Here is a 26,184-nt window from a genome sequence, read left to right as displayed (position 1 = left end):
AACCAGATCGGCAGCAGGCCAGATCGGCAGCGGCTTTTCATGTGGAAGGTGCTAGCGCCCGAGCTTGCTTGCGGCGCGCGCCAAGGCTTCGATCTCGTCCCATTTGCCGGCCTTGACCAGATCGTCCGGCGCCACCCAGGAACCGCCGACGCAGATGACGTTGGGCAGGCTGAGATAGTCGGCGGCATTCTTGCCGGTGATACCGCCGGTCGGGCAGAATTTCACGTCGGCAAGCGGCGAGGCGAAAGCCTTGAGCGAGGCGATGCCGCCCGACTGTTCGGCCGGGAAGAATTTCAGAAAGCGCAGGCCGGCTTCGCGGGCGGCCATGACCTCGCCCGGCGTGATGGCGCCGGGCAGCAACGGCACATCGCTGTCCTTGGCTGCCGCGAGAAGCTCGCGCGTGATGCCGGGGCTGACGATGAACTTCGAACCGGCGGCCGCCGCCTCGCCGAACTGGCGGGCGTCCAGGATGGTGCCGGCGCCGACGACGGCGTCTTCGACTTCGCCTGCCACCCGGCGGATCGCCTCCAGCGCGTCGGCGGTGCGCAGCGTGATTTCGATCGCCGGCAGGCCGCCACGGGCCAGCGCCCGGGCCAGCGGCACCGCATCGGCGGGATTGGCGATCTTCAGCACCGGTATGACCGGCTGGCCGTTGAGGAGCGACAGGAGCTTTTCGGTCGTGCTGGGCATTCGTCGTCTCTCCTCTGTTGATCAAGTCGACCGGTTAGCAGAAGGCGGTTTTTCTGTCCACGAAACACGGCGTGTCGCGATGTCACGCGTGGTGTTCGAAACGCACCCGCGGTCAGACCGCTCCCGGCTCTGCCTTGATCCGGCTGTCGTGAGCGTTTAGTGGCTTGGTGATGACACTGCCCAGCCAAGCCTTCCGCGTTGCCGCGCTTTACCGCTTCGCCCGGCTCGACACCTTCGAGGCGCTGCGCGCGCCGCTCGCCGCCTTCTGCTGCGCACGCGGCATCAAGGGCACGCTGCTGTTGGCGCGTGAGGGCATCAACGGCACGGTCGCCGGCAGTGAAGCGGCAATCGCCGCGCTCGTCGATCATCTCGAATCCATCGACGGTCTCGCCAGCCTCGAGATCAAATACAGCAACGCCGCAACGATGCCGTTCCACCGCATGAAGGTGCGGTTGAAGCGCGAGATCGTCACCATGGGCGTGGACAATATCGATCCGGCGGCAGGTGCAGGCACCTATGTTGCGCCGGCCGACTGGAACGCACTGATCTCGGATACAGACACCATCTTCATCGACACGCGCAACGCCTACGAGGTGTCGCTCGGCACCTTCAAGGGCGCTGTCGATCCCGCCACCACCAGCTTCCGCGAATTCCCGGCCTGGGTCGAGCAGCATCGGCATGAGCTCGAGGGGCGCAAGGTCGCGATGTTCTGCACCGGCGGCATACGCTGCGAGAAGGCGACGGCCTATGTGAAGTCGCTCGGCTTCGAGGATGTGTTCCACCTCAAGGGCGGCATTCTGAAATATCTCGAGGACGTGCCCGCCGAACAGAGCCTGTGGCAAGGCGAATGCTTCGTCTTCGACGAGCGCGTTTCGGTGTCGCAGGGGCTGCTCGAAGGCGAGGCCGAACTCTGCCGCGCCTGCCGGCATCCGCTGGCGGCAGAAGACCGGCTGTCGCCGAAATATGCTACTGGCGTTTCATGCCCGCATTGCTTCGAAGCCCGCTCGGATGAAGATCGCGCCCGCTATGCCGAGCGCCAGCGACAGGTCGAGCTGGCGCAAGCACGCGGCGATCGCCACATCGGAAGTTAGCTTCACGTCAAGCAACTTCACGTTAAGCAACAGAGAAGCGATCGATGACCCACAGCCATGTCCCGTCGTTCTGCAGGCGTGCGACCTCGGTGGTGATCGTGCCGTCGGGAAGCTGGGTCGAGGTGAGCGCCAGGTCGCCATTGATGACGGCCGGACGCTGATCTCCGGACAGAAATTTTCGGCCGGTTGCGGTGATCTCCGCGAACAGCGCCCGGATGGCTTCGCGGCCGAACGTCAGCTGTCCGCCACCGCTGTCGATGACTGCGTGCGGCTCAAAAAGCGCCGCCATGCCGTCAATGTCTCCGACCCATTGCCGTGAAATCAGCAGGCGCTCCAGCTCCTGGGGATCGCGTGCCGGCTGGCGGTCTGTCTCATCGCTCATGCCAGGCTCCTCTCAAACGACATGCCGCGACATTAGTCGAAGTCGAGGGCGGTTTCGACCCATCCAATGTCCACAGCCTCGCGTGTTTTTTGGGCGCGGAAGGAGGCTGCAGCACTTTGATTTCGCGTGAAATCCCAGCAGATGTCGGTGCGAAGTCATGCGTGGCAGCGGGCAAAAGGATGCACCCCGTCATTGTAATGTCAAACTGCGGGACCTAGGTCTTCGACGTGCAAACCTGCCCGGGCACCTTCGGCCGGGCCAATTCTGGAGGCATAGATGTTCGATCCCAAGAAGCTCCTCGACGATCTGCTCGGCTCGCAAGTTCCCGGCACCGGATCGACAGTCCGCGACAAGGCCGGACAGGCGGTGCAGATGGCCAAGGACAATCCGCTTGCCGCCGGTGCGCTGGCCGCGGTGCTGCTCGGAACCGGCCCAGGCCGCCAGGTCACTGGTGCTGCGGTGAAGCTTGGCGGGTTGGCTGCGATCGGCGGCCTCGCCTACAAGGCTTACCAGAACTACAAGAACGGCAACGCGCCGGCCGAGACGCAAGCTGCCGGCGAACCGGAATTGCTGCCGCCGCCGGCCGATACCGCCTTCCATCCGTCACAAGCGCCGCAAGGCGAAGACGAATTCACGCTGACGCTGGTCAGGGCGATGATCTCGGCGGCGAAGGCCGACGGTCACGTCGATGACGAAGAGCGGCAGAAGATCGCCGGCAAGCTCAGCCTCGCCGGCGTCGGCGCCGAAGCGGAGAAATTCCTGATGGCGGAACTGGAGGCGCCGCTCGATCTGGACGTGCTGATCGCCGGGGCCAAGACCGATGCGCAAAAGCTGGAACTCTACACCGCCTCGCGTCTTGCCATCGATCCGGACACGCGGGCCGAACGCGGCTATCTCGACCTGCTTGCCGGCCGTCTCGGCCTGCCGGATGCGCTGGTCGACCATGTCGAGGCGACGGTGACGGCGGCGAAGGTGCCGGCAGCAGCCACGGGCGAGGCAGCCAAGCCGGCCGTCAATTCGCGCTGGTAGAAGCGGACTGCGACATAGCCGTCCGACGTTAGCTTCTCGTTAATCGAGAAAGCGCATGATTTTAGACAGTCGGATCGGCGTTTCTCCTCCCAAGCCCGGTTCGGATCAGGGGCGGTCGCCAATGGCCGCCCTTTTTGTGAGCACAGGCTTTGGGCCGGCTTGCCATGGTTCCCGTCATTTGCGATGGCTCATTCCTTTCAGGGAGTACAGCCATGACCGACTATAAAACCGCCATCGTCACCGGCGCCGGCACGGGCATCGGCAAAAGCGTCGCCACGGCGCTGCTCAAGGCCGGCTGGAACACGGTCTTCTGCGGCCGCCGCAAGCCGGTGCTGGACGAGGCGATCGCCGCGGCCGGGCCGACGCAGGCCAAGGCATTGGCTTTCGCTTGCGACATCAGCAAGGCCGATCAGGTCGACGATCTGTTCGAGACGGTGGCTGCGGCTTTCGGGCGCGTCGACCTGCTCTTCAACAATGCCGGCACGAGCTACAAATCGACATTGATCGACGACATCCCGGTCGAAGTGTGGAACGAAATCGTCGGGGTCAATCTCACCGGCTCGTTCCTGTGTGCTCGCGCCGCCTTCGGCGCCATGCGCAGGCAGCAGCCGATGGGCGGCCGCATCATCAATAACGGCTCGGTATCGGCCTATGCGCCACGGCCGGGCTCGGTGCCCTATACGGCGACCAAGCACGCCGTCACCGGGCTGACCAAGACGCTGGCGCTGGACGGCAGGCCCTTCGACATTGCTTGCGGCCAGATCGACATCGGCAACGCGCTGACCGACATGGCGCAAGCGATGACGGTCGGCGTGCCGCAGGCCAACGGCACCATTGCCGCCGAAGCGGTGATGGATGTCGAGCGCGTCGCCGATGCCGTCCTCCATATGGCCAGTCTGCCGCTCGACGCCAACGTGCTGTTCATGACCGTGATGGCGACGAAGATGCCGTTTGTCGGGCGAGGCTAAGCTAGTCTCAACCGGGTCCTAAATCAGGGCCGCGTGACCGGAAGCGGCACGCCGGGAAGATAGAGCGAAATCGGACGGATTTCGTAGACCGCGGTCGGATTGACGCGGCGAAGATCGCGCGCAATGTCGATGGCGGCGTCACGGTTGGCGCAGTCGACGACATAGAGCCCCAGCAATTGTTCCTTGGTCTCGGCGAAGGGGCCGTCGATAACCATTCCGGTGCCTGGCCCGCGCAAGGTACAGGCGTCTTGTGTCCCGCCGAGCCGGGCCGCCGGCCCAAGGGTGCCTTGCCGGTAGAGCCGATCGTTGATCTGGAGAAGATCGGTCATCAGCGCCGCATCCTGCTCAGGCGTCAGTGCCGTAATCGCTTCTTCCTCGTGATAGGCAAGAATGGCATAGAACATATGGCGTCTCCTTTCGTCGTCCTCACTTGGCCAGGAACGCCTCGATCCGCTCCAGCGCGCGCAGGATGTTCTCCTCGGAATTGGCGTAGGACAGCCTGACATAGCCTTCGCCGAGAATGCCGAAATCGGGGCCGCCGATCAGCGCCACGCCGGCATCCTCGAGCAGCGCCGAGGCGAGCTTCTTGGCCTTCCAGCCGGTTTTGGAAACATTGGGGAAAGCATAGAAAGCGCCTTTCGGCGTGATGCAGGAAACGCCAGGCAAGGCATTCAGCCCTTCGACCACGACCTTTCTGCGGCGGTCGAAAGCGCGCATCATCCTGTCGACGTCGTCCTGCGGGCCGTCGATGGCAGCTATGCCGGCATACTGGCTCGGTGCGTTGACGCAGGACCAGCAATTGACCGCCAGCTTGCGCACCTTGTCGTAGAGATGCGCGCCCTTGTCGCCGTTCGGCCAGATCGACCAGCCCATGCGCCAGCCGGTCATCGCCCAGGTCTTCGACCAGCCGTTGAGGACGATCAGCCGGTCACGGATTTCGGGGAAGGCGAGCAGCGAGCAATGCGTCTCGCCGTCATAGGTCATCACATCGTAGATCTCGTCGGAGAGGATGGCGACGTCCGGGTGCGCTTGCAGCCCCCTGACCAGCTTTTCGATCTCGTCGCGGGGGGTGACGCCGCCGGTCGGATTGGCGGGCGAGTTGAGGATCAGCAGCCTGGTCTTCGGGGTGATCAGCGCCAGTGTCTCCTCGGCGGAAAAGGCGAAGCCGTTCTCCTCGCGCATCGGCACCGGGATGGGGGCAGCACCGGTGAACTCGATCATCGAGCGGTAGATCGGAAAGCCGGGGTCGGGATAGAGAATTTCGGCACCCGGCTCGCCGAACATCAGGATGGCCGCGAACATGGTCGGCTTGCCGCCGGGCAGGATCATCACCGCTTCCGGCGAGATTTCGACGCCGGTGGTGGCCAGCGTGCGGCGTACCACCGCTTCTCGCGTCGCCAGCAGGCCATTGGCCGGCGTGTAGCCATGATGGCCGTCGCGCAGCGCCTTGATCGCAGCCTCGACGATATGCTGCGGCGTCTTGAAGTCGGGCTGGCCGATGCCGAGATTGACGATATCGCGGCCCTGGTGGGCCAATGATGTCGCCCGCGCGAGCACCGCGAACGCATTTTCCTCGCCGAGGCGATCGAAGGCCGAAATCGTGTGGAGCATTTTTCCCGTCCGTGTGGTTCTTTCAGCGAGCGTGCGTTTTTGTGAGCGTCCGCCCGCAAAAGTCAAACGGATTGGAGTTTTCGGTGTCGGAAAATCTCAAGAATTGGCAACCGCGCCCGCGGCCCGAACGCAAGGTGCTGGAGGGCCGCACTGTCAGGCTGGAGCCGCTCAACGCCGAAAAGCACGGCGACGGCCTGTTCGAGGCCTCGTCGGTGGCCGATGCCGGCGATCGCTTCGCCTGGCTGTTCGACTACCCGCCCCAGACCCGCACCGACTTCCAGCCATGGCTGGACAAGGCCGAAGCCAGCGATGACCCGCTGTTCTTTACCGTCATCGACAAGGCCAGCGGCAAGGTCGCCGGGCGCCAGACGCTGATGCGCATCGACGCCGCCTACGGCGTCATCGAGATCGGCAACATCTATTGGGGCCCGCTGATCTCGCGCAAGCCGGCCGCGACCGAAGCGCAGTTCCTGTTCATGAAGTATGTCTTCGACGAGCTTGGCTACCGCCGCTACGAATGGAAATGCAATAACCGCAACGAGCCGTCGAAGCGCGCCGCGGAACGTTTCGGCTTCAAGTTCGAGGGCATTTTCCGTCAGCATCTTGTGGTCAAGGGCGAAAACCGCGATACCGCGTGGTATTCGATCATCGACAAGGAATGGCCTGATCTGCGCAGAGCCTACGAGGCGTGGCTGGATCCGGCTAATTTCGACAGCGATGGCCAGCAGAGGCGGCGGCTCGAGGATTTTCGCGCCGAGTTCGGCGCCTGACCATGATCCCGAAAAGTGGACGCCGGTTTTCGGATAAGATCATGGTCAAACAAGAAGATAGAGCTTCCATCCCGGTTCCGCCGGGATGGATCAGGCTCTAGCAGGGGCTCATAGATGGCGCATACCCACGACCACGCTTCGCAAGGCCACGGCCACAGCCACGGCGCCGGGCATGTGCATGGCTCGACCGACAAGAAGCGCGTGCTGATCGCTGCCTGCCTGACCGCCGGCTTCATGGTTGCGGAGACGCTGGGCGCCATCTTCACCGGCTCGCTGGCGCTGCTGGCGGATGCCGGCCATATGCTTGCCGACTGCGTCGCGCTCGGCCTTGCCTGGTATGCCTTTCATCTTGCAAGCCGGCCGGCCACCGTGCGCCTCACCTATGGCTTCGGCCGGGTCAAGACGCTGGTCGCCTACACCAACGGCATCGCCATCTTCGTCATCGCGCTGTGGATCGTCTACGAGGCTTTGGGCCGCTTGCAAGCGCCGGTTCCGGTGCTCGGCGGGCCGATGCTGGTCGTGGCGATCGCCGGCCTGCTGGTCAATCTCGGCTCGTTCTACGTGCTGCATGGCGGCGACCGCGGCAGCCTGAACATGCGCGGTGCCATCCTGCACGTGCTCGGCGACCTGCTCGGCTCGGCGGCGGCGATCATTGCTGCGCTGGTGATCCTGGCGACGGGCTGGACGCCCATCGACCCGATCCTGTCGATCCTGGTCTCGCTGCTGATCCTGTCCACGGCCTGGTCGCTGATGCGCGAGGCAGCGCACGTCCTGCTCGAGGGCGTGCCGGCAAGCCTCGACCGCGACCTGATCGCGAGGGACATCGAAAGCTCGGTGAAGGGCGTGCGCGAGGTGCATCACATGCATGTCTGGTCGCTCGACGGCTCCAGCAACATGGCGACATTGCATGCCTGCCTCGATGACGGCGTCGATGCGCATATGGCGGTCAGCGCGATCAAGAAGCGGCTTGCGGCGGAGCATGGCATAGCCCATGCCACGGTCGAACCGGAATTCGGCCGATGTGCCGACAGCCATGAGCATGATGACGAGCACGGGCACGCGCATGACACGGCACCGCACCGCGGCCATTATCACTGACTTCGGGAGTTCCTGGCATTGGCAACGATCGACATGAACTCCTGCCACCTTCGGGTCACGTGATGGACCGCGACACCCGCAATGCGGCGATCGGCGCCGCCTGGGTTTTGCTGCTGTTCGGCATCGCAGCCTATTATCTTCCAACCGTGATGCTGGTTGTCGGCAAGGTCTCGACGGTGCTTGCCGGCGTCGTCGCCGCGATCTTCATGGTGGCAATCTTCGTCGTGTTCTGGCTGCGTAGCCGCAGCCAGCGCAAAAAGGGAAAGTGACATGCGCATTCTGATTACCGGCGCGGCAGGCATGGTCGGCCGCAAGCTCATCGCCAGGCTGGCCAAGGACGGGACGCTCGGCGGCCGCAAGATTGCCGCGCTCGACCTTCACGACATCGTGCCGCCGCAGGCGCCCGCCCTCGAAGGCGTCGACATCAGCGTCCACACCGGCGACCTTGCGGCACCGGGGGGGACGGCAAATCTGGTCGCGCCGCGGCCCGACGTGATCTTCCATCTCGCCGGGGTGGTGTCAGGTGAGGCGGAGGCCAATTTCGATCTCGGCTACCGCGTCAATCTCGACGGCACGAGGGCGCTGTTCGATGCCGTCCGGCTGGCCGCCTATACGCCACGCGTCGTCTTCACCTCGTCGATCGCCGTGTTCGGCGCGCCGTTTCCCGAAATCATTCCGGACGAGTTCCACCCGACGCCGCTGACCTCCTACGGCACGCAGAAGCTGATCGGCGAGGCGCTGCTTGCCGACTATACCAGGCGTGGCTTCTTCGACGGCATCGGCATAAGGCTGCCGACCATCTGCGTCAGGCCGGGAAAGCCGAACAAGGCGGCCTCAGGTTTCTTCTCCGGTATCATCCGCGAGCCGCTGAGCGGCCATGAAGCGATCCTGCCGGTGCCGCGCTCGGTCGTCCACACACACGCCAGCCCGCGTTCGGCGGTGAATTTCCTGATCCATGCGGCTCAGATCGACGGCAGCGCCGTTGGCCCGCGCCGCAACCTGACGATGCCGGGCGTCGCCGTCAGCGTCGGCGAGCAGATCGAAGCGCTGGAACGCGTTGGCGGCGCCAAGGCGGTGAAACTGATCCGCGAGGAGCCCGACGAGACGATCTGGGCGATCGTCAAGGGCTGGCCGACACGCTTCGAGGCGCGGCGCTCGAGGAAGCTTGGCTTCGCCGCCGAAACGAGCTTCGACGAAATCATCCGCGTCCATATCGAGGACGAGTTGGGTGGCAAGATCCCTAGTTAACGCGCCCTGATCGGACGCAACGAGGTCAGGCGCCAGTCAGGCTGGCCGAGAGCAGCAGCAGGCCGAACAGGAAGACGAAGGCGGCGCCGCCGATCTCGACGAAGGAATGGATGCGGTTGCCCATGCGGCCGTCGCCGGCGAAATACACCGCCCAGTTCTTCGCGGTTACTGCAAGTGTCGCCAGGGCCGAGACGGTGATTGCGGTGCCGAGCGCCATGGCCAGCACCGACAGGATGCCGCCGAACCACAGGCCGTTGAGCAACGCAAAGCTCAGCACGATCAGCGCGCCGGAACAGGGGCGGATACCGACGGCAGCCACCGCCGACCAGGCCGTGCGCCAATCGAAGCGATCGCCGGAAAGCAGCGCCGGGTCGGGCGCATGCGAGTGCCCGCAGGTCTCGCAGACCTCGCCCGCGGCATGGCTGTGGTGATCGTGCGCGGCATGGGCGTGGTCGTGGGCGCCGTGATCGTGATGGTCATGCGCATGGTCATGATAATCGTGGGCCTGAAGCGTGTGGGAATGTGCCGCATGGGCATGCGCGGAATGGGTATGCGCGGAATGTGAATGGCCGGCATGTGAATGGCCGGCATGGGCAGCCGAGAGGCTGTAGCCGGGGCTTGCCCCGAACAGGCGAAGGATGGCCGGGCCGGCCTTGCGCCACAGCAGCCAGGCGCCGAACAGAGTGACGAAGACATAGCTCATGATTTCGAGGAACCATGCGGCGTCTGTCATCGACACAGCAGTGCCGCGCAGCACGAAATAGGCCACCAGCATCACCACGATCGCGGTCAGCGCCTGCAGCAGGGCCGAGACGAAGGACAACATGATGCCGCGCCGGAGCGCCACTTCATTGGCCACCATGTAGGACGAGATCACCGCCTTGCCGTGACCGGGGCCGGCGGCGTGGAAAATGCCGTAGGCAAAGGACAGGCCGATGAGCAGCCACAACTTGCTGCCGTCCTGGCGCATCGCCTTCATCGCGCCGGCAAGCGCATGATAGAATTCCTGCTGGCGCAGATTGATCCACATCAGGATGTGGGCGAACGGGCCGGTGGCGGTTGGAGCCATGCCGTCATTGGTGCCGATGCCGAGTGAGCTCTGGGCGTGGGCGGAGCCGAGAAAGTGCGTCATCACAAGGGCGACGGCCAGAAGACCGAATGCCAAACGCAGGGACGGTTTGGTCACTGGATCTATCCTTCCGGCTGACAGGTCAGTTCAAGTTTGGTGGCAAAGATCTTGCTCATGTCGGTGCCTGTCGGATCGTTGAAGAAGGCCTCGGTCAGGGTCTTCTGGTTCTGGGCGATCGCCTCGTCCGGGTTCGGGCGGACAACCTTGCTGGTGCAGGTCGGCGGCAAGCCATCGACCTGCAGATTGGCATCCTCGGTGAAATCGATCGCGGTGTAGAAGGTCGGGTCGTAGACGCCGATATCTATCTTGCCGCTCAGTTTGATCGGCACCTTCGGTTCGGACTCAAACAGGATGATCAACTGGTCATTGTCGAAATTGGCCATCAGATGCGGCGGCGGGGTCATTGCCACGTCCTTGCCGTCGACGGTGACGAGCTGGAAATAGTTGAATTCGGCAAGCGAGGCATGGACCGTGTCGGCGACATCCTTCAGCTCCTTGTCGTCGAGTTTCAGGTCGGAATTCTTGTCGAACTCCATCATCACCGTGCTCGAAAACAAATCATCGAAGCGCCAGACATGGCGCAATGCCTTCACAGTTTGGTGATCCGGGCCGAGGACCACTTCGAGACGGGCCTCGGCGAAGACGTGGGGATGCACCTCAGCCGGTCCGACGGCGGCAAACGTCGCGGTCAAGGCCGAAGCCAGCATCATTGCTTGCCGTTTCAGGTGCATTCTCGGTCGCGATTCAATCGGCTTCGGTGAATTGTCGACAGTTACCAGAAAGCGGGCGAAAATGGGACCGCAACGCGGCTGAACGCTCATGCGTTGTCCAGCGTCTTGAACCACTGCACCAGGAAGTCGACGAAAACGCGAACTTTTGCAGGCAGATAGCGCCGGTGCGGATAGACGGCAAAAATGCCGCCGCCGGGCAGGATGCGGTCATCCAGCACAGTCACCAGCTTGCCGCTTTCGATGTCGGGCGCGGCGATGAAATCCGGCAGGACGGAAAACCCCAATCCCGCGACGGCGGCGGCCCTTGCCGCCATCGGGCTGTTGACCTCGATCGGGCCGGAAACCGAAACGCTCACCGTATCGCCGCCGTCGCCCTTGAACGGCCAGTTGGTGAGCCAGCGGCCATTGGTGTCGATGATGCAAGGCACGCGGGCAAGGTCTTGCGGCCTGACCGGCATGCCATGCTTGGCGATCAGTTCGGGAGACGCGCAAAGCCGTACCGAAAACGGCGCCAGGCGTCTGGCAATCAGCGAGGAACTTTCCAGCCGCGAAATGCGCACCGCGAGATCGAAACCCTCCTCGACCAGATCGACGAAACGGTCGTCGAGATGGATGTCGAGCACGATGTCGGGATGCTGCTTGGCGAAATCGATCAGCGACTGGCCGATCGGCGCGTCGGCAAAGGTGCGCGGCGCCGACAGCTTGATCCTGCCGCGCACGTCGCCGGAGGATTCGCGCACCGCATCGGCAAGGCTGTCGACCTCGCGCACGATCTCCGAGGCGCGCCGGTAATAGGTGTGGCCGGCCTCGGTGAGGGAGAACTGCCTGGTGGTGCGGTTGAGCAGCAGCGCGCCGAGTTCGTCCTCCAGCTCGCGCACATATTTCGACAACAGCGCCTTCGAGCGGCCGATCTTGCGCGCCGCCGCCGAAAAGCCTTCGGCCTCGACCACGTCGATGAAGGCACGCATGCGGGTCAGCGTATCCATGTCATGCGCCTCCTTGGTGGGCCGAAAGGATGCGGGCGGCGAGTGTAATCAACTGCCGGTCGCTGTTCTTCGGGCCGAGCAGCGAAAGACCGAACGGCGCCCCGCCGGTCTTGCCGAGCGGCAGCGTGATTTGCGGAAAACCGGACAGGCCGGAAAGGCATAGCAGTCTCAGCGCGCGCTCGCGATAGGTCTGCAAATCGTCGAATGACGCCGCCTTGAGCGGCGCGGCACCCGGAACGGTCGGAAGCACAAGAACGCCGTCCTCGCCAAGCAGGCCGGCAAGCTCGCGGCGAAACGAAACGCGACGTTCCGTTTCACGTTGCGCGGTTGCCGCGTGGATAGTCGCGCCGTGCTCGAAACGCTCCTTGACTCCGGGTCCCAGCATGCGGTCGCCGCCGGCGATCCAGGCGCCGTGATTTTGCCAGGCTTCATAGCCCTGCAGCTTGCGGAAGCACCAATAGAGATCGTCGGTGGAATGAGACAGCGGGCCGACGCTGCGCGGCGCGCCCAGCACCGAAGCGGCGCTGCGGAGCATGGCGCGATATTCGTCGGCCTCGTGCGGGCCAAGCACGAGGCCGTCCAGCGCAGCGAGGGCGACGGGGCGTCTCAGTTCGTGGGAATGCGGATCGTCGCCGAGCAGCACCGTGCCGACCTTTTCGTAGGTGACGATATCCTTGGCGAACCAGCCGAACGTGTCCAGCGAAGGCGCCAGCGGCATGGCTCCGTCGAGCGGAATGCGGCCATGCGTGGTCCTGAGGCCGATCAGGCCGCAGAAGCTCGCCGGCGCACGGATCGAGCCGCCGGTGTCGGACCCGGTGGCGATGTCGGCAAGCCCGCCGGCAACCGCCGCGGCAGAACCCGAGGATGAACCGCCGGTGACGCGATCGGGTGCCGCCGGATTGACCGGCGACGGGAAATGCGCGTTCAATCCCAGCAGGGAAAACGCCAGTTCGTCGGTCTGCGTCTTGCCGACGAAACGCGCACCCGAATCAAGCAGCGCCTGGACGGCCGGCGCGGTCGCCATGGCCGGCGAAGCCTCCCGGTATTTCTGCGGATTGCCGCAACCGGTGCGGTAGCCGGCGACGTCGAAGATGTCCTTGACGGCAAGCCGCAAGCCGGCAAGCGGGCCGGATTTCGTATTGGCTACAGGGGTTTGATCAAGGTCGAGAAAAGCGTTCAGCGGGCCGCGAGTGCCTGTCATGCGTTCGATATCCGGATGTGCTTGCCGCAGCATTGTTCTTCTGGTTGCCGCAGCATTGTTCGATGCCACAAATTTTACAACCTGCCATACGATTTTTATTGATTGTGAAATCTTTCGATCTTATATCGCGCTTGCCCAAAGTCGCACGTGCCTGTGGGTGTCCGCCGATCCTCGAATGGTGAGGGCAATCGGTAAGGTAACTGGAGCCAACCCCTCCAGTCGGTTTAGCGGCCAACCGCCAACCGAGGACACCTTGAAGCAACGACGGTGCGGGCCTTTCTGGTGTTCTGCCGGTCGTCCAAAGACCGGGGTTACTGAAGAGGCACACCTTCATTGCCGGCAGTGCGGACGGGTCTCCCATCCAAGCCAAGGCAGACAAAGCGAACCGAGGCCGGGCAAGGCCAAGGTTCACCGCCGCGAGACGGCGCTTCATGGTTCCGGGGTCTCCACCGGCTGGTTCCATGGATTTCCGTCCCGCCTTTGTCCACCGCGTGTTCGCGAGGCCGAGAGCCCGCGTCCGCAAGCCTTTGTGCGCGCCGAAAGGCGCTGATGGAGAGACCCCGATGGCTACCCAGCGCATCCTTGACTTTCTGGCCACCCGACGTCCGAACGGCCCGTGCCTCGTCGTCGACCTCGACGTCGTGCGCGACAATTTCCGCGCCTTCGAGAAGGCGCTTCCCGATTCAAAGATCTACTATGCGGTGAAAGCAAACCCGGCACCGGAAATCCTGCGCCTGCTTGCTGCGATGGGCTCGTCCTTCGACACCGCTTCCGTTGCCGAAGTCGAGATGGCGATGGACGCCGGTGCGCCGGCGGACCGCATCTCCTTCGGCAACACCATCAAGAAGGAGCGCGACATCCAGCGCGCCTACCAGCTCGGCATCAAGCTGTTTGCGGTGGACTGCGTCGAGGAGGTCGAGAAGATCGCCCGCGTCGCTCCCGGCGCCCGCGTGTTCTGCCGCGTCCTGACCGACGGCGAGGGCGCCGAATGGCCGCTGTCGCGCAAGTTCGGCTGTGTGCCGGCGATGGCGGTCGACGTGCTGCGCCATGCCAGGGCGCTCGGCCTCGACGCCTATGGCGTGTCGTTCCATGTCGGCTCGCAGCAGACCGACCTGACGGCCTGGGACCGCGCGCTCGCCGACGCCAAGAAGGTGTTCGCGACGCTGGCCGACGAAGGCATCGTGCTGAAGATGGTCAATATGGGCGGCGGCTTCCCGACCCGCTATCTCAGGGATGTGCCGGTGGCGCAGGCCTATGGCCAGGCGATCTTCTCGGCGCTCAGGAAGCATTTCGGCAACGCCATCCCCGAGACGATCATCGAGCCGGGCCGCGGCATGGTTGGCAATGCCGGCGTCATCAAGTCGGAGGTCGTGCTGATCTCGAAGAAGGCCGACAACGACAATGTGCGCTGGGTGTTCCTCGACATCGGCAAGTTCGGCGGTCTCGCCGAGACGATGGACGAGGCGATCCGCTATCCGATCGTCACGGCGCATGACGGCACCGAGACCGCGCCGTGCGTACTCGCCGGCCCGACCTGCGATTCGGCCGACGTGATGTACGAAAAGACGCCGTACCCGCTGCCCCTTTCGCTGACCATCGGCGACGAGGTGCTGATCGAGGGCACCGGCGCCTACACGACGACCTACGCCTCGGTCGCCTTCAACGGCTTCGAGCCTCTCCGATCCTACGTGATCTGACGGTTCGAAAGAACCGATCAGATCATCCCAGGTGGGCGCCTGTCGCCCGCCCAGGCTCGCCTGTGGAACAATCCGCTCGTGAAGGATCGCGGAAATGGACGTTGTAGATCTCATTGTTGAAGGCGCCGCAGGAATCTCCCCCTCGAGGGAGGAGATTGCCGGCGCTTTTGTCATCACTGCCGAAACCGCCGCCGACGTTGGCGCTCGCGAAGCTTTGCTCGATCGCGCCATGGGGCCGAAGCGCCGGAAGAAGTCGTCGGAAAAGCTGCGGCGCGGCCGCCGGCCTTCGGAGGGTCTGGCCTTTGTCGCGCGCGATGCGTCGGGCACTGTTGCCGGCACCGTGCGGCTGTGGGACGTGGTGCTGGGAGAGGGCGGCAAGGCAGCGCTGCTGCTCGGCCCGCTTGCGGTCGACCCGGCGCTCAAGAATGCCGGCATCGGCTCGGCGCTGATGCGCCATGCGGTCACTGAGGCCGAGAGGCTTGGCCATGCGGCGATTCTGCTGGTCGGCGACGCGCCCTATTACGAGCGCTTCGGGTTTTCGGCCGCAAAGACCGGCTCGCTGGCCATGCCGGGGCCTTACGAGCGGCACCGCCTGCTGGCGCGGGAACTGGTTGTCGGCGCGCTCGACGGCGCGCAAGGCACGCTGAAGGCGGCCGGGCGCAAGCTGAAGGCGCAGAGACTGCCGCTCGCCGCCTGACGCTTTGAATCAAGCCGCCGCCGTCGCGCGGCGGCTTGTCTCGCCTTAAGCGATCAGCCGATCAGCTGGCTGAGCGCCATGGCGACACTCATGTCGCCTTCGACCTTTATCTTGCCGGACATGAAGGCCATGGTCGGGTTGAGATCGCCTGATATCAGCGAGTCCAAATCGTCGAGTGACAGCTTTATGGTGCAATCGGCCGGCGCATCGGTGGTCGAGACATCGGCACCGTCGATGACGATAACGCCGTCGCTGCCGGTGTCGAATTTCACCGAGCGATCGAACCCGGCGCTCGCCACGCGCGACCTGATGTTGTCGGCAATCTCCTGAACGCTCATGGCGGTTCTCCTCGTCTGGTTGCGTTTGTCGCGCCTCGACGCTTCGACCTGGGGCGCTTCGATCTGGGGCGCTTCGACCTGGCCGAAGCCGCTTGCCTGGTTTTTACAGCCACGGCCGCCGGCGCATATAGCTTCGGGTTGACGTTTACGTCAACGCAGTTCCCCTAGCTGAAGATGGGCTTTATCGCCGCAGCATCACGCAGGCATGACAGCTTGGCGGCCGCCATTGTTGCCATGCGATGTTACCCGGCGTATCAGGCTCCACTCCGCACGAATATCGGCGAGCCGCCCTGGTGCTTTCCAGAAACGAACCGCAAGTTTACGCCCGCCGGCTGCGCGCGGTGCTGATCAGATCGATCCCGCTGCTCGAGGCGCGCGGCATTGCCGTCGTCATTCTGGCCGGCGTGGTCGGGGTGATGGCGGGTGCGCTGGTCACCGGCATGAGCGGACTGGTGCAGGTCCTGCATGGGCTTATGTTCGGCGTTCAGCCCGGCGGTCGGCTTTCGGCGATGTTTTCGCTGCAAAGGCCGGAGCAGGCGCTGATACCGGCGATCGGCGGCATCCTGCTCGGGCTATCGGTGATCTGGCTGAGAAAGCGGAAGTTCCGCACGCCGGTCGATCCGATCGAAGCCAACGCGCTTTATGGCGGCCGCATGTCGCTGACCGATACCTTCATCATCGCCGGGCAGACGATGATCTCGAGCGGCTTCGGCGCTTCGGTCGGGCTCGAGGCCGGCTATACGCAGGTGGGTTCGGGCCTGGCGTCGCGGCTGGCGCGCTTGTTCAGGCTGCGCCGCAACGATGTCCGCATCCTCGTCGGCTGCGGTGCCGCCGGCGCGATCGCCGCCGCCTTCGACGCGCCGCTGACCGGCGCCTTCTACGGTTTCGAGCTGGTCATCGGCATCTACTCGGTCGCCAATGTCGCGCCGGTTATGGCCGCCGCGATCTCGGCCTCGCTGACCGCCGAGGTGTTCGGCGGCGTGCCGTTTCCGCTGGAGCTCGCCGGCCTCCCGGCGCTGACGGTCAGCCAGTATTTGCCGTTCATGCTGCTCGGGCTTCTGGGCGGCAGTGCTTCCATCGCCATCATGCATCTGGTGAGCCTGATCGAGCGCGTCTTTGCCCGGCTGTCGATCGACGCCTCGCTGCGCCCAGCCATCGGCGGTGTGATGGTCGGGCTGCTGGGGCTGGTCACGCCGCAGGTCCTGTCCAGCGGCCATGGTGCGCTGCACCGCGAATTCGCGATGAATTACGGGCTGGCCGTGGTGGCCAGCGTGTTCGTGCTGAAGCTGGCGGCTTCGGCGATCTCGCTCGGCTCCGGCTTCCGCGGCGGCCTGTTCTTTGCCTCGCTGTTCCTCGGCGCGCTGCTCGGCAAGATGTTTGCCGGCGCGATGGCGTTCGTCTCGCCGGCGACCGGCATCGACCCGGCCGTCGCCGCCGTCGTCGGCATGACCTCGCTCGCCGTCGGCGTCGTCGGCGGCCCGCTGACGATGACCTTCCTGGCGCTGGAATCGACCCGCGACCTGACGCTGACCGGCGTAGTGCTGGCCGCCTCGCTGATGGCGGCGATCCTGGTGCGCGAAACGTTCGGCTATTCCTTCTCGACATGGCGCTTCCACCTGCGCGGCGAAACCATCCGCAGCGCCCATGATGTCGGCTGGATGCGCAGCCTGACGGTCGGCTCGATGATGCGAAAGGATGTCCGCACCATCGACGCCTCGACGACGCTTGCGGAATTCCGCAAGCAGGTGCCGCTCGGTGCCTCGCAGCGCGTCATCGCGGTCGACGCCGACCTGCATTATGCCGGCGTGCTGATCGTCGCCGAATTGCACAGCCATTTGTCGGATGACGAGATGCCGGTTAAGTCCTTCGCCAAATTTAGGGATGCTGTGCTGGTGCCGAGCATGAACGTGGAGTCGGCGGCCGAGACCTTCCAGCGCGCCGGCGCCGAGGAATTGGCAGTGGTCGAGGATTTCACCGACCGCAAGGTCGTCGGGCTGCTGACCGAAGGCCATCTGATGCGGCGTTATGCCGAAGAACTCGACAAGGCGCGGCGCGATCTGTCGGGCGAGGGGTAGGACAGGGGGGAGCCAACGTCTGGAGAGACCGACATTGACCTTCGCAGACCGAAACCTGAGTGGCTGCTTGGCGCCTATCTCGGATATTGAGACCAGCGTCGCTCTGTGGTCGGAACGGACCCTCGCGATCCAGAAAGGGAACTCGATGGACCACCAAGCCGACGAGCAAGCGCGCCGAGCCGCAGACGCGCTCGGCCGAAGAGTCTAGCACCTGGTCTGAGATCGGTTGCGTTCTAGCCAATTTCCGCCTGCCGCGCTTCAGGTGTTGCAAGACGTTCAAATTTGAGCTTCCGCACTCATCCTTTGTCGAGAGTATCTCCGTAAGTTTTAGCCGTTCTGAACAGCCGTCGGCGACGATGACGAGGAAATAGGAGAACGCAATGGCTCGCAATCACGTTGAACGTCTTGGAGAGTTCAGGGAAATCTTGGTCGCGACTCGACGCGAAGGAGTCCGTAACGTGCACCATACTCGTGATGCAATGCGGGCAAGTGGCTTTCAGATCGGGGACAGCGACGGCTCCAGCTACGGAGCCGAGCTGAAGGTGCTCCAAGAGGAAATTGAGGCAGTCGATCGCGCCATCGAAGACGAGAAGCGGTTGGCCTTGGGCCTCGAGAGCGCGGCTCAATCCCGCCGACCGACTAAACCGAGAATCGTGAAGGGAACATAGGGTCAGGTACGGCTCTTGGCGCCCGTCGTCGATCGCCTTCGGTGTCGGCTCGCCGCCGCCGTGGTGCAGCGCCTTAAAAGCAGACGATCCGCTTCCGGCGGACCGAAGCAACGCAGCATTTTCCACTTTGAGGCGAAATAATTCTCAACTATGGTCCGTCAGGCTTTAGGCATGGGGGAATATTGCCGATGGTTTTATCACGCAGGGGTGTCGTGCTCGGCGGCCTGGCGCTGGTCGCGGTGGGTGCAACCAGCAATACTGCTCAAGCCGCGGCGGCAAAATCCTTTTTCGCCGGTACCGCCAGCGACAACAATTTTGTCTATCGCAAGACCAACTTCGCCAAGATCGACAAGCGATGGCATCGCCAGATCGTCAAGTATTTCAGCAGCGAGCCGGTCGGCACCGTCGTGGTCGATACCCGTCACCACTTCCTCTACGTCATCATGGAAAACAAGACCGCCATCCGTTACGGCGTCGGCGTCGGCAAGGAAGGCTTCAAATGGTACGGCCGCGCGACGATCGACCGCCGCGCGCTGTGGCCGGACTGGGTCCCGCCCCCCGAAATGCGTAAGCGCAGGCCGGAGCTACCGGACATGATCGCAGGCGGCGCGTTCAACAATCCGCTCGGGCCGCGCGCGCTCTATCTGCACCGCGACGGCGCCGACACCGGCTACCGCCTGCATGGCACGCTGGAGCCATGGAGCATCGGCACCGACGCTTCCAGCGGCTGCATCCGCATGTTCCCGGAAGACATCATCGACCTCTACCAGCGCTGTCCGATCGGCACCGCGGTGCAGGTCCTGCCGCACATCGCCGACCAGGCGCCCGCTTCCACCACTGTCGAATGATTGGCGCCTCATGAACCGCATGATTGAAAACACGCGCCGGCTGCTCGCCGCCGGCCTGCTGCTGCTGGCCGCATCCTGCTCGACCAACAACACGCTGGCCCCTCCCACGCCCGACGTCACCAACACCGAGGTTGCCGGCTTCCAGAACGTGCAGCCGGGCAGCGAGGAGGATTTTATCCTCAATGTCGGCCGCCGCACCTATTTCACGCAAGGTTCGGCCGCGCTCGATTCCGTCGCCAAGGCCACCCTCGACACCCAGATCGCCTGGCTGGCAAAGCATCCGCGCTGGCTGCTCAAGCTGCAGGGTTTCGCCGACGATCCCGGCGCAAGTGAAACGGCGCTGTCGCAGAAGCGCGCCGATGCGGTGATGGACTACCTCGCCGCCGGCGGCATAGACCGCAATCGCATGTGGGCCAAGGGCTACGGCAAGGACAGGCTCGTCCGCGAGTGCCCCGACACCGCCTGCAGGTCGCAGAACCGCCGCGTTGTGTCTAATTTGCGCGATGTGAGGGACGAGTCGTAGGGGACTGGATGTCCGCTTCCCGTCCGTCGACGCCGGATGCAGACGGTCCGCTTTCGCGAGGCCGGCAAAAGGGCCGGGGTGTCGTCGGGAGCGCCGTTCCGGCATTTTCCGACCAAGACCGCCCTGATCACCGCCGCGATAGGCATCGAAGGAGAGCACTAAGGTGAACGAAGACGCCGCCAGTCCAAGGCCGCTTTCGGAAATTGCCAGTTATCACGCGCATATCTACTACGACCGGCAGGCAGAGCGGCAGCATGCCGAATGGCTGCGCCTGCGCATCGGCGAGCGTTTCCGCGTGCGCCTGGGCAATTGGCGCGACGAGCCGGTCGGTCCGCACGAGCAGGCCATGTACCAGGTCTCCTTCGCCACCGAGATTTTCGCTTCGCTGGTTCCATGGCTGATGCTGAACCATGGCGGCCTGAGCATCCTCATCCACCCCAACACCACCAACCCCAAGCGCGACCATCTGGTCGACCCGATCTGGATAGGCCGCCCGCTGGGAGTGAAAGGCGGGGTGCTTGGCGAGGAGGACGAGGCGGAGGAGGCGCTGGAGGTGAATACGGAGCCGACGCTGGAGCCGTAACAGGGCAATCGCGTGGGACTGCGCCGACCCCCACTCCGTCTCGGCTTCGCCGAGCCACCTCTCCCCCATTTCATGAGGGAGAGGAATCGATAATCGTCAAGGTCGCAACCTCGGAAAGCCCAGGTTTCCTCATCCCCCACGAATGTGGGGGAGAGGTGGCTCGGCGAAGCCGAGACGGAGTGGGGGAGCGCCATGTGCGATTGTCTGGGCGGGCGACTGAGCGCGGTAACTTGGGCCGGTGTCTTCTTGACGAAAATCGGTGCGCCTGTGAGAGCAAGAGCTCCTTTGGGGAGATAAGCAGGCGGTGGGCAAACGGTGAGGCGCGTTCTTCGAATACTGGCCGCGCTGACCATGGCGTTCGGGGTGAGCGGCTGCACAAGCATTTCCTACTATGCGCAGTCGCTGGAGGGCCATGTGGAGATCATGGCGGCGCGCAAAAATGTTGGAAAACTGATCCGCGATCCTTCGACACCTGAGGCATTGCGCAGCAAGCTGACGTCGGCGAGCGCCATAAGACGGTTTGCGACGGATGAACTGTCACTGCCCGACAACAGCAGCTACCGCAGCTATGTCGACATCCACCGGGATGCGGTGACCTGGGCCGTTTTTGCCGCGCCGCAGTTCTCGCTCGCGCCAAAAACATGGTGCTTTCCGGTTTTCGGCTGCGTTCCCTACCGGGGTTACTTCTCCCGGAAATCCGCGACGGAAAGCGCTATCGAGCTTCAGAGACAGGGGCTGGACGTCTATGTCACCGGCATCACCGCCTATTCCACACTGGGCTGGTCCAGCGACCCGCTGCTCAGCACCATGCTCCGTCAGGACGACACCTACCTCGCAAGCCTTGTCTTCCATGAACTGGCGCACCAGCGCATCTATGTGGATGGCGATTCCGCATTCAATGAGGCTTTCGCGGTTGCCGTCGAAACCACCGGCACAAGAAAATGGCTCCGCGCCGCCGGCGATCGGGCCGGATTGCGCCGCTACGAAGCCAATCGCAAGCGCAGCGCCGATTTTCTCGGGCTGGTGGCGAAAACGCGCGACGAGTTGGGCCAGGTCTATGGAAGTCCCCGTACTCCGCGGCAGATGGCAGCCGCCAAGGCGGCCACGATCGACAGGCTACGGATGCGCTACCGGCACATGCGCGACAGGCGCTGGGCCGGATACCGGGGCTACGACGCCTGGTTCGAACAGCCGATCAACAACGCAAAGCTTGCTGCGACCTCAGTCTACGGTGAACAGGTTCCGGCATTTCTTCACCTGTTCGACCTGTGTTCCGGCGACTATCCAAGGTTCTACGCGTCTGTTCGACGCATCGCGGACAAACCGTCCCGCGCCGAAGCGCTGAAGGCTATGGAGAGCTGTGATTGAGGTGAACAGTGCAGCGCCCTAAAAGCGGACGCTTCCGGCCCAAATCAAGTCGTTTCGCAACCAGCAGCCGCTTGCGGGTAAGGTCCTGATAGGCGAAACTGATTGGAACCGGGAGGGTTTGCCACCTCGTCTCCGAGGTTGGCCGCCGACAGAGTGCTCCGAAATGGACCGCAAGCTCGCCGCCATCCTTGCTGCTGACGTTGTCGGATATTCTGCCATGATGGAGCGCGACGAGGCGGGTACGCATGAACGGGTGCGCGCCGGTCATAAGGAACTTTTCGAACCGACAGTGGCGCGTCATCATGGCACTATCTTCAAGCTGATGGGCGACGGCCTGCTGGCGGAGTTTTCTTCTGTCGTCGAGGCGATGGAGTGCGCGGTTTCGCTGCAACGTGGGCTGGCCGAGCGAAACGCCTCGTTGCCGAAAGACCAGCGCGTGGAAGTGCGCATCGGCGTCAATCTTGGCGAGGTGATTATCGAGGGTGACGATCGGTTTGGCGAGGGCGTAAATATCGCGGCGCGGCTGGAACAACTTGCCGAGCCTGGCGGCATCTGGGTGTCTGCAAAGGTCGCGCGCGAGGTTGAGAAGAAGCTGGCTTTCGGCTTTCAGTCGATGGGCCTGCTGAAGGTCAAGAACATCGCGGAGCCGGTGGAGGCATACCGTGTCACGATCGGCGGCAAGGCCAGCCCCAGGCGCGCGCGCCGCAGCCGGTCGCGGCTGCCAGTCGTGGCGAGCTTCCTGGTGCTGGTCTTAGCAGTCACGGCGGTCCTGGCGTGGTGGCAGTTCTATGGAACAAAGCGCGATATGGGCCAGGGTGGTATCCCGACCGTCGCGGTTCTGCCGTTCAAGAACATGAGCGGCGACCCGAAGCTGGAGTATTTCAGCGACGGCATGACAGACAATTTGATCTCGATGCTGGCAGGCGTCACCGAACTTAAGGTGCTCTCGCGTAGCTCTACCTTTGTCTACAAGGACAAGCCAACCGATGTCCGCCAGATCGGCCAAGAGTTGAACGCGGCCTACGTGATCGAGGGCAGCATCTGGAAGGAGACGGACCGGGTGCGCATCACCGCGCAGCTGATCAACGCGCGCACAGGCGAAAATCTCTGGGCGGAAAAGTTCGATCGCTCTGGAAGCAATCCCCTTGTGATTCAGGACGAGGCGATCGAACGCATCATTGGGACGCTTGGTGGCCAGCGCGGAAAAATGTACGACAGCGAATACAAGAAGGTCTGGGAAAAGGACACACCGGATCTTGAAGAGTACGACTTCTTCCTTCGCTCCAATTTCTTTTTTGGGCAGTTCACGCCCGAGAGCCTGGTGAAGGCGACGGACATAATTCTTGAGGGCCTGGCCAAATTTCCCGACTCCTCGCTGCTATCGTGCGGACTGGCTTGGGATCACGTCTTGGCGGCCGGCCTCGGCTTTGACGAAAAGCCTGACGAACATTGGCGCATGGCGTCCGAACTGGAAGCAAAGGTTCTTCCGCGGGCAAACCTCGGACCCGACGCAAGAAAAAGCTGCTTGTGGTCATCCGTCTACGTCAGCGCTCATGAGGGCAACTTCGATCTGTCTCTGCGTAGGGCTGATGAGGTGATTGCGCTTTCGCCCGGAGACGCGTTTCTCATCGGCGACCTTTCATCAGCAGCCCGCTTCAGCGGCCTGACAGACAAGGCCATTGAGCGAGCAGAATACGGGCTCAGGAACGATCCAAACTTCGCCGATTATTATCTCGTGATGAAGGCGAATGCCCTGACGGATATCGAAAAGTACGCCGAATCTGCTGCACTGATCACGAAGGCTTCAGACTTCATGATCACTGTTCCGCTGCTACGTGCCATCAACGATGTCCATCTTGGAAAAACTGACGATGCACGCAGTGAAGCCCTCAAGGCGCTTGCCATGCAGCCGTGGCTTAAGGCCGCGCGGTGGCGCGATATGACTTTCCATACCAATCCTGCAGTGATTGATCGACAGGTGGCCGATCTGGTGGCCGCGGGAATGCCAATGAAGTAGTTTCGTTTGCGAGCCCGGCTGGAGAACCGGCGCACACAGCACCCTTGCCCGTCTCGCTGGTGAGATTCAGTCCGAGCTTCCTCCTAAGGATGTCGGCAGGGCTCCTGTATCAGGTCGCGAAGACGCCTGCGCCGATTTGAATGTCCACCCTTGAAGATGCGCAGCCAGAAGCTGCCAGTCCGCTTATGGCCACAAAGCTCGCTCGCTTCCATGACTGTCATTGACACGGAAGCAGTCATCGAAAAGGAGCCGAATTCGCCGGCTGAACTGGCCAAGAATTCTCGTGGATAGCCGAGGGTTTTCTCAACTAGCAGGATCAAGGCGTTCAAACGTACTGTCGTCCGGGACCCTAAGCTGCCGCCGGCGTGGCCTCGCTGCTGGCGTAGGGGAGCAATCGGGTAACGCCTCGCCAAACAGATCGACTTTCCATTTCACAAGCCACTTATGATAAGTTTCCCGACCGCCCACTCGCTCGCAAAATAGCCGCTGTATTTGGGCACGCTATCGGGCATATCCAGCACTCGACGGTGATAGAACATGTCGAACCGAACCGGCGGCAGCCGGGCCTCGGGCTCGAAATTGCTGGCGGGGATGAACATCACCTTGAACGGCCCGACGCCCGCAACCTCCACAACGGGCTTGCCGCAAGTCCGGCAGACCCCGCGATTGAAGTTCGGAGGCGGGCGGTATTTCTTGAACGAAATATTGCCGGCGTTTTTCAGCACGACATCCGTGCCGCGAACGGCGACCACATCCGCAAACGGTTTGCCGTTGAACGCCTGGCAGATCAGGCAGTGGCACCGGAACCTGGCTTTCGGCGAGGTATGCACCTCGAACGAGCAGGCGCCGCATTCGCATGAGCCGCGTAGCGGCAACGACGTGTCATTGGTCATGTTCGGATGCTCCCGAGCTTGACTTAATGATGGCATGCTGGTCACCGGAGCATCACGTTGAGGATGGTATCGATCGGCTGTCTGAAGGGCGCGCGCAGAAGGTTGGAGAGGTTCCAACGGCCCTGCTCATAGATCCCCTTGGCGTGGCTGAGGTTATGGAAGCCTTCGATGCCATGGTATGCGCCCATGCCGCTGGCCCCGACGCCGCCGAAGGGCAAGTCATCCTGGGCGATGTGCATGATCGTCCCGTTGATAGTGACGTTGCCTGAGGTTGTTCGGCTCAGCACTTTGCGCCGGTGTTCGTCATCGGCACCGAAGTAGTAGAGCGCGAGCGGCCGAGGCCGGGCGTTCACATAGGCAATCGCTTCTTCAACGTCGCGGTAGGGAAAAATCGGCAGGACCGGGCCGAAGATTTCCTCATGAGCGATGCGCATGTCGTCTGTGACTCCGAGCACGACAGTTGGCGCCAGCGTGTTGGGGCGCAGAGACGCCTCACCGGGCCGATTGCCAACCTCTATGATCTGCGCTCCTTTGGAGCGGGCATCGTCGGTGAGGCCCTGTAGCCGGGCATAGTGCCGCGCGTTGATGATTGAGGTGTAGTGTTCACTCGTCGGACCGTCAGCATAGAAGGACATCACCTTCCGGTCATATGCCTTGACGAACGCGTCAACTTCGCTTTCGTGGATGAGTGCGTAGTCCGGAGCGATGCAGGTTTGTCCGGCGCTGAGCAGCTTTCCGTAGACAATTGAAGTCGCCGCTTGGTCGAGGTCGTGGCCCTTGGCAACGATGCTAGGCGACTTGCCTCCGAGTTCGAGGGTAACCGGAACGAGGTTGTCGCTTGCGGCCTTCATCACCGATCGCCCTACTGCGGTGCTCCCCGTGAAGACCAAGTGATCGAACGGCAGGGCAGTGAAATCCGCCCCTACCGCCGCATCACCGGTCACGATCGCGAACTGGTCCTCGGAGAATATCTCGCCGAACATTTTTGCGAGCAGCGCATTTGTTACGGGCGTGAACTCTGAGGGCTTCAGCATCACCCGGTTTCCGGCAGCGATGGCCGTGACAACCGGCATCAGCGACAGGTTTACCGGGTAATTCCAGGGCGACATGACGCCGACAACGCCAAGCGGCTGGTATTCAATGCGGGCGTTGCCCATTCGCATGTGCAGAGCAACGTGGCGGCGGGAAGGCGCCATGAAGCTGCGAAGGTTGCGGATCAAATACTTCGTTCCCTCGGCGACCCCTCCAACCTCCATGATCGCCGTCTCATACCTCGAGCGATGCCCGAAATCGGCATTGATGGCATCTTCGATCGCTTTGCGGTGCCCGATTAACGTGGCCCTGAACCTAGCCAGATCAGAGCGTCGCTGCGCCAGCGAAGGCGCTCCGTCACGCAGGAAAGCAGCACGCTGGGCCGCGAGGAGACTGCACAGCCGATTAGCGTCGGTGGTATTTGCGGTTGCGTTCATGGTCCACTCCAATGTAGACAAGAGAAACTTATGCCCTTACATAGGCGCTTAAGTAGTCACTGTCAACAATGTAA

The 26,184-nt window shown here is 63.1% G+C and carries 28 protein-coding genes; 17 read left to right on the top strand and 11 right to left on the bottom strand.

Going from position 1 to position 26,184, the window contains the following annotated elements:
* Nucleotides 1-51: 51 nt before the first annotated feature.
* Complete coding sequence (locus AC0L2X_RS07230; RefSeq protein WP_352469543.1) at nt 52-690, bottom strand: 2-dehydro-3-deoxy-phosphogluconate aldolase; 639 nt, start codon at nt 688-690, stop codon at nt 52-54.
* 170 nt (nt 691-860) lie between these two features.
* On the opposite strand from AC0L2X_RS07230, the gene trhO reads away from it, so the two are divergent.
* Nucleotides 861-1,781: an oxygen-dependent tRNA uridine(34) hydroxylase TrhO gene (trhO, locus tag AC0L2X_RS07225; RefSeq protein ID WP_473599496.1), complete on the top strand. Its 921-nt coding sequence runs from the start codon at nt 861-863 to the stop codon at nt 1,779-1,781.
* 22 nt (nt 1,782-1,803) lie between these two features.
* Here trhO and AC0L2X_RS07220 read toward each other — a convergent pair whose 3' ends face one another.
* On the bottom strand, nt 1,804-2,163 hold the full coding sequence (locus AC0L2X_RS07220) for a YybH family protein (protein ID WP_352564908.1): 360 nt from the start codon (nt 2,161-2,163) through the stop codon (nt 1,804-1,806).
* Nucleotides 2,164-2,439: 276 nt separating this feature from the next.
* On the opposite strand from AC0L2X_RS07220, the gene AC0L2X_RS07215 reads away from it, so the two are divergent.
* Together AC0L2X_RS07215 and AC0L2X_RS07210 are read left to right on the top strand one after the other, a co-directional pair.
* A complete protein-coding gene (locus AC0L2X_RS07215; protein WP_352564910.1) occupies nt 2,440-3,192 on the top strand; it encodes a tellurite resistance TerB family protein in 753 nt (250 codons plus the stop codon).
* Between the two features lie 212 nt (nt 3,193-3,404).
* Entirely contained in the window at nt 3,405-4,160 is a 756-nt protein-coding gene (locus AC0L2X_RS07210) for an SDR family oxidoreductase (protein WP_473599495.1), read from the top strand.
* 23 nt (nt 4,161-4,183) lie between these two features.
* Here AC0L2X_RS07210 and AC0L2X_RS07205 read toward each other — a convergent pair whose 3' ends face one another.
* Together AC0L2X_RS07205 and AC0L2X_RS07200 are read right to left on the bottom strand one after the other, a co-directional pair.
* Nucleotides 4,184-4,564 (bottom strand): YciI family protein, encoded by a 381-nt coding sequence (locus tag AC0L2X_RS07205; RefSeq protein WP_352564914.1) that lies wholly within the window; start codon nt 4,562-4,564, stop codon nt 4,184-4,186.
* Nucleotides 4,565-4,586: 22 nt separating this feature from the next.
* Entirely contained in the window at nt 4,587-5,771 is a 1,185-nt protein-coding gene (locus AC0L2X_RS07200) for a pyridoxal phosphate-dependent aminotransferase (protein ID WP_352564916.1), read from the bottom strand.
* Nucleotides 5,772-5,854: 83 nt separating this feature from the next.
* Here AC0L2X_RS07200 and AC0L2X_RS07195 point away from each other — a divergent pair, with 83 nt between their 5' ends.
* From AC0L2X_RS07195 to denD, 4 genes are all read left to right on the top strand, one after another.
* A complete protein-coding gene (locus tag AC0L2X_RS07195) occupies nt 5,855-6,541 on the top strand; it encodes a GNAT family N-acetyltransferase (RefSeq protein WP_352465830.1) in 687 nt (228 codons plus the stop codon).
* 114 nt (nt 6,542-6,655) lie between these two features.
* On the top strand, nt 6,656-7,639 hold the full coding sequence (locus tag AC0L2X_RS07190) for a cation diffusion facilitator family transporter (protein ID WP_473558494.1): 984 nt from the start codon (nt 6,656-6,658) through the stop codon (nt 7,637-7,639).
* 62 nt (nt 7,640-7,701) lie between these two features.
* Complete coding sequence (locus AC0L2X_RS07185; protein ID WP_473558493.1) at nt 7,702-7,908, top strand: hypothetical protein; 207 nt, start codon at nt 7,702-7,704, stop codon at nt 7,906-7,908.
* Between the two features lies 1 nt (nt 7,909).
* Nucleotides 7,910-8,887: a D-erythronate dehydrogenase gene (denD, locus tag AC0L2X_RS07180; protein ID WP_473599494.1), complete on the top strand. Its 978-nt coding sequence runs from the start codon at nt 7,910-7,912 to the stop codon at nt 8,885-8,887.
* Between the two features lie 25 nt (nt 8,888-8,912).
* On the opposite strand, the gene AC0L2X_RS07175 is transcribed toward denD, so the two are convergent.
* The 4 genes from AC0L2X_RS07175 to AC0L2X_RS07160 form a co-directional block, all read right to left on the bottom strand.
* Entirely contained in the window at nt 8,913-10,082 is a 1,170-nt protein-coding gene (locus AC0L2X_RS07175) for a nickel/cobalt transporter (protein ID WP_473599556.1), read from the bottom strand.
* Nucleotides 10,079-10,747, bottom strand: coding sequence for a DUF1007 family protein (locus tag AC0L2X_RS07170; RefSeq protein ID WP_352564924.1), 669 nt, complete (start codon nt 10,745-10,747; stop codon nt 10,079-10,081). Before AC0L2X_RS07170 ends, AC0L2X_RS07175 begins: the two co-directional genes overlap by 4 nt.
* Nucleotides 10,748-10,833: 86 nt before the next feature.
* Complete coding sequence (locus AC0L2X_RS07165; RefSeq protein WP_352709214.1) at nt 10,834-11,733, bottom strand: LysR family transcriptional regulator; 900 nt, start codon at nt 11,731-11,733, stop codon at nt 10,834-10,836.
* A 1-nt stretch (nt 11,734) separates the two neighbouring features.
* The gene (locus tag AC0L2X_RS07160; RefSeq protein WP_473599493.1) at nt 11,735-12,934 is read right to left on the bottom strand and encodes an amidase; all 1,200 of its coding nucleotides are present in this window, start codon (nt 12,932-12,934) and stop codon (nt 11,735-11,737) included.
* Nucleotides 12,935-13,497: 563 nt separating this feature from the next.
* Here AC0L2X_RS07160 and odc2 point away from each other — a divergent pair.
* Both odc2 and AC0L2X_RS07150 read left to right on the top strand, forming a co-directional pair.
* Nucleotides 13,498-14,631 carry an ornithine/lysine decarboxylase gene (gene odc2 / locus AC0L2X_RS07155; RefSeq protein WP_473558485.1) on the top strand — a complete coding sequence of 378 codons (1,134 nt, stop codon included), beginning with the start codon at nt 13,498-13,500 and terminating at the stop codon, nt 14,629-14,631.
* A 94-nt stretch (nt 14,632-14,725) separates the two neighbouring features.
* Nucleotides 14,726-15,328, top strand: coding sequence for a GNAT family N-acetyltransferase (locus tag AC0L2X_RS07150; RefSeq protein WP_473558484.1), 603 nt, complete (start codon nt 14,726-14,728; stop codon nt 15,326-15,328).
* A gap of 53 nt (nt 15,329-15,381) precedes the next feature.
* Here AC0L2X_RS07150 and AC0L2X_RS07145 read toward each other — a convergent pair whose 3' ends face one another.
* Nucleotides 15,382-15,666: an SCP2 sterol-binding domain-containing protein gene (locus AC0L2X_RS07145; protein WP_352448193.1), complete on the bottom strand. Its 285-nt coding sequence runs from the start codon at nt 15,664-15,666 to the stop codon at nt 15,382-15,384.
* A 293-nt stretch (nt 15,667-15,959) separates the two neighbouring features.
* On the opposite strand from AC0L2X_RS07145, the gene AC0L2X_RS07140 reads away from it, so the two are divergent.
* The 8 genes from AC0L2X_RS07140 (at nt 15,960) to AC0L2X_RS07105 (ending at nt 23,748) form a co-directional block, all read left to right on the top strand.
* Nucleotides 15,960-17,741, top strand: coding sequence for a chloride channel protein (locus tag AC0L2X_RS07140; protein WP_473558481.1), 1,782 nt, complete (start codon nt 15,960-15,962; stop codon nt 17,739-17,741).
* A gap of 380 nt (nt 17,742-18,121) precedes the next feature.
* Entirely contained in the window at nt 18,122-18,409 is a 288-nt protein-coding gene (locus AC0L2X_RS07135) for a hypothetical protein (RefSeq protein ID WP_473558479.1), read from the top strand.
* Between the two features lie 188 nt (nt 18,410-18,597).
* A complete protein-coding gene (locus AC0L2X_RS07130; RefSeq protein ID WP_352488778.1) occupies nt 18,598-19,257 on the top strand; it encodes a L,D-transpeptidase in 660 nt (219 codons plus the stop codon).
* A 10-nt stretch (nt 19,258-19,267) separates the two neighbouring features.
* A complete protein-coding gene (locus AC0L2X_RS07125; protein WP_473558477.1) occupies nt 19,268-19,780 on the top strand; it encodes an OmpA family protein in 513 nt (170 codons plus the stop codon).
* Between the two features lie 36 nt (nt 19,781-19,816).
* Entirely contained in the window at nt 19,817-19,942 is a 126-nt protein-coding gene (locus tag AC0L2X_RS07120; protein ID WP_473558475.1) for a TetR family transcriptional regulator, read from the top strand.
* Nucleotide 19,943: 1 nt separating this feature from the next.
* Nucleotides 19,944-20,363, top strand: a complete 420-nt coding sequence (locus AC0L2X_RS07115) for a DOPA 4,5-dioxygenase family protein (protein ID WP_473558472.1) — start codon at nt 19,944-19,946, stop codon at nt 20,361-20,363.
* Between the two features lie 351 nt (nt 20,364-20,714).
* On the top strand, nt 20,715-21,731 hold the full coding sequence (locus AC0L2X_RS07110) for an aminopeptidase (RefSeq protein ID WP_473558946.1): 1,017 nt from the start codon (nt 20,715-20,717) through the stop codon (nt 21,729-21,731).
* 163 nt (nt 21,732-21,894) lie between these two features.
* Nucleotides 21,895-23,748 (top strand): adenylate/guanylate cyclase domain-containing protein, encoded by a 1,854-nt coding sequence (locus AC0L2X_RS07105; protein ID WP_473558933.1) that lies wholly within the window; start codon nt 21,895-21,897, stop codon nt 23,746-23,748.
* 431 nt (nt 23,749-24,179) lie between these two features.
* On the opposite strand, the gene AC0L2X_RS07100 is transcribed toward AC0L2X_RS07105, so the two are convergent.
* Together AC0L2X_RS07100 and AC0L2X_RS07095 are read right to left on the bottom strand one after the other, a co-directional pair.
* Nucleotides 24,180-24,641 carry a GFA family protein gene (locus AC0L2X_RS07100; RefSeq protein WP_473599492.1) on the bottom strand — a complete coding sequence of 154 codons (462 nt, stop codon included), beginning with the start codon at nt 24,639-24,641 and terminating at the stop codon, nt 24,180-24,182.
* 41 nt (nt 24,642-24,682) lie between these two features.
* Entirely contained in the window at nt 24,683-26,110 is a 1,428-nt protein-coding gene (locus AC0L2X_RS07095) for a coniferyl aldehyde dehydrogenase (protein ID WP_473558931.1), read from the bottom strand.
* Nucleotides 26,111-26,184 lie beyond the last annotated feature (74 nt).

This window comes from Mesorhizobium sp. WSM4828 (genome assembly GCF_055811175.1).
Note: the sequence above shows the minus strand (reverse complement) of the source record. Positions and strands in the feature narration are given on the sequence as shown.

Excerpts from the sequence above, each read along its gene's own strand:
- AC0L2X_RS07230 (WP_352469543.1), bottom strand. The coding sequence starts at position 690 with ATGCCCAGCACGACCGAAAAGCTCCTGTCGCTCCTCAACGGCCAGCCG.
- trhO (WP_473599496.1), top strand. The coding sequence starts at position 861 with ATGACACTGCCCAGCCAAGCCTTCCGCGTTGCCGCGCTTTACCGCTTC.
- AC0L2X_RS07220 (WP_352564908.1), bottom strand. The coding sequence starts at position 2,163 with ATGAGCGATGAGACAGACCGCCAGCCGGCACGCGATCCCCAGGAGCTG.
- AC0L2X_RS07215 (WP_352564910.1), top strand. The coding sequence starts at position 2,440 with ATGTTCGATCCCAAGAAGCTCCTCGACGATCTGCTCGGCTCGCAAGTT.
- AC0L2X_RS07210 (WP_473599495.1), top strand. The coding sequence starts at position 3,405 with ATGACCGACTATAAAACCGCCATCGTCACCGGCGCCGGCACGGGCATC.
- AC0L2X_RS07205 (WP_352564914.1), bottom strand. The coding sequence starts at position 4,564 with ATGTTCTATGCCATTCTTGCCTATCACGAGGAAGAAGCGATTACGGCA.
- AC0L2X_RS07200 (WP_352564916.1), bottom strand. The coding sequence starts at position 5,771 with ATGCTCCACACGATTTCGGCCTTCGATCGCCTCGGCGAGGAAAATGCG.
- AC0L2X_RS07190 (WP_473558494.1), top strand. The coding sequence starts at position 6,656 with ATGGCGCATACCCACGACCACGCTTCGCAAGGCCACGGCCACAGCCAC.
- AC0L2X_RS07185 (WP_473558493.1), top strand. The coding sequence starts at position 7,702 with ATGGACCGCGACACCCGCAATGCGGCGATCGGCGCCGCCTGGGTTTTG.
- denD (WP_473599494.1), top strand. The coding sequence starts at position 7,910 with ATGCGCATTCTGATTACCGGCGCGGCAGGCATGGTCGGCCGCAAGCTC.
- AC0L2X_RS07170 (WP_352564924.1), bottom strand. The coding sequence starts at position 10,747 with ATGCACCTGAAACGGCAAGCAATGATGCTGGCTTCGGCCTTGACCGCG.
- AC0L2X_RS07165 (WP_352709214.1), bottom strand. The coding sequence starts at position 11,733 with ATGGATACGCTGACCCGCATGCGTGCCTTCATCGACGTGGTCGAGGCC.
- AC0L2X_RS07160 (WP_473599493.1), bottom strand. The coding sequence starts at position 12,934 with ATGACAGGCACTCGCGGCCCGCTGAACGCTTTTCTCGACCTTGATCAA.
- odc2 (WP_473558485.1), top strand. The coding sequence starts at position 13,498 with ATGGCTACCCAGCGCATCCTTGACTTTCTGGCCACCCGACGTCCGAAC.
- AC0L2X_RS07150 (WP_473558484.1), top strand. The coding sequence starts at position 14,726 with ATGGACGTTGTAGATCTCATTGTTGAAGGCGCCGCAGGAATCTCCCCC.
- AC0L2X_RS07145 (WP_352448193.1), bottom strand. The coding sequence starts at position 15,666 with ATGAGCGTTCAGGAGATTGCCGACAACATCAGGTCGCGCGTGGCGAGC.
- AC0L2X_RS07135 (WP_473558479.1), top strand. The coding sequence starts at position 18,122 with ATGGCTCGCAATCACGTTGAACGTCTTGGAGAGTTCAGGGAAATCTTG.
- AC0L2X_RS07130 (WP_352488778.1), top strand. The coding sequence starts at position 18,598 with ATGGTTTTATCACGCAGGGGTGTCGTGCTCGGCGGCCTGGCGCTGGTC.
- AC0L2X_RS07125 (WP_473558477.1), top strand. The coding sequence starts at position 19,268 with ATGAACCGCATGATTGAAAACACGCGCCGGCTGCTCGCCGCCGGCCTG.
- AC0L2X_RS07120 (WP_473558475.1), top strand. The coding sequence starts at position 19,817 with ATGCAGACGGTCCGCTTTCGCGAGGCCGGCAAAAGGGCCGGGGTGTCG.
- AC0L2X_RS07110 (WP_473558946.1), top strand. The coding sequence starts at position 20,715 with ATGGCGTTCGGGGTGAGCGGCTGCACAAGCATTTCCTACTATGCGCAG.
- AC0L2X_RS07105 (WP_473558933.1), top strand. The coding sequence starts at position 21,895 with ATGGACCGCAAGCTCGCCGCCATCCTTGCTGCTGACGTTGTCGGATAT.
- AC0L2X_RS07100 (WP_473599492.1), bottom strand. The coding sequence starts at position 24,641 with ATGACCAATGACACGTCGTTGCCGCTACGCGGCTCATGCGAATGCGGC.
- AC0L2X_RS07095 (WP_473558931.1), bottom strand. The coding sequence starts at position 26,110 with ATGAACGCAACCGCAAATACCACCGACGCTAATCGGCTGTGCAGTCTC.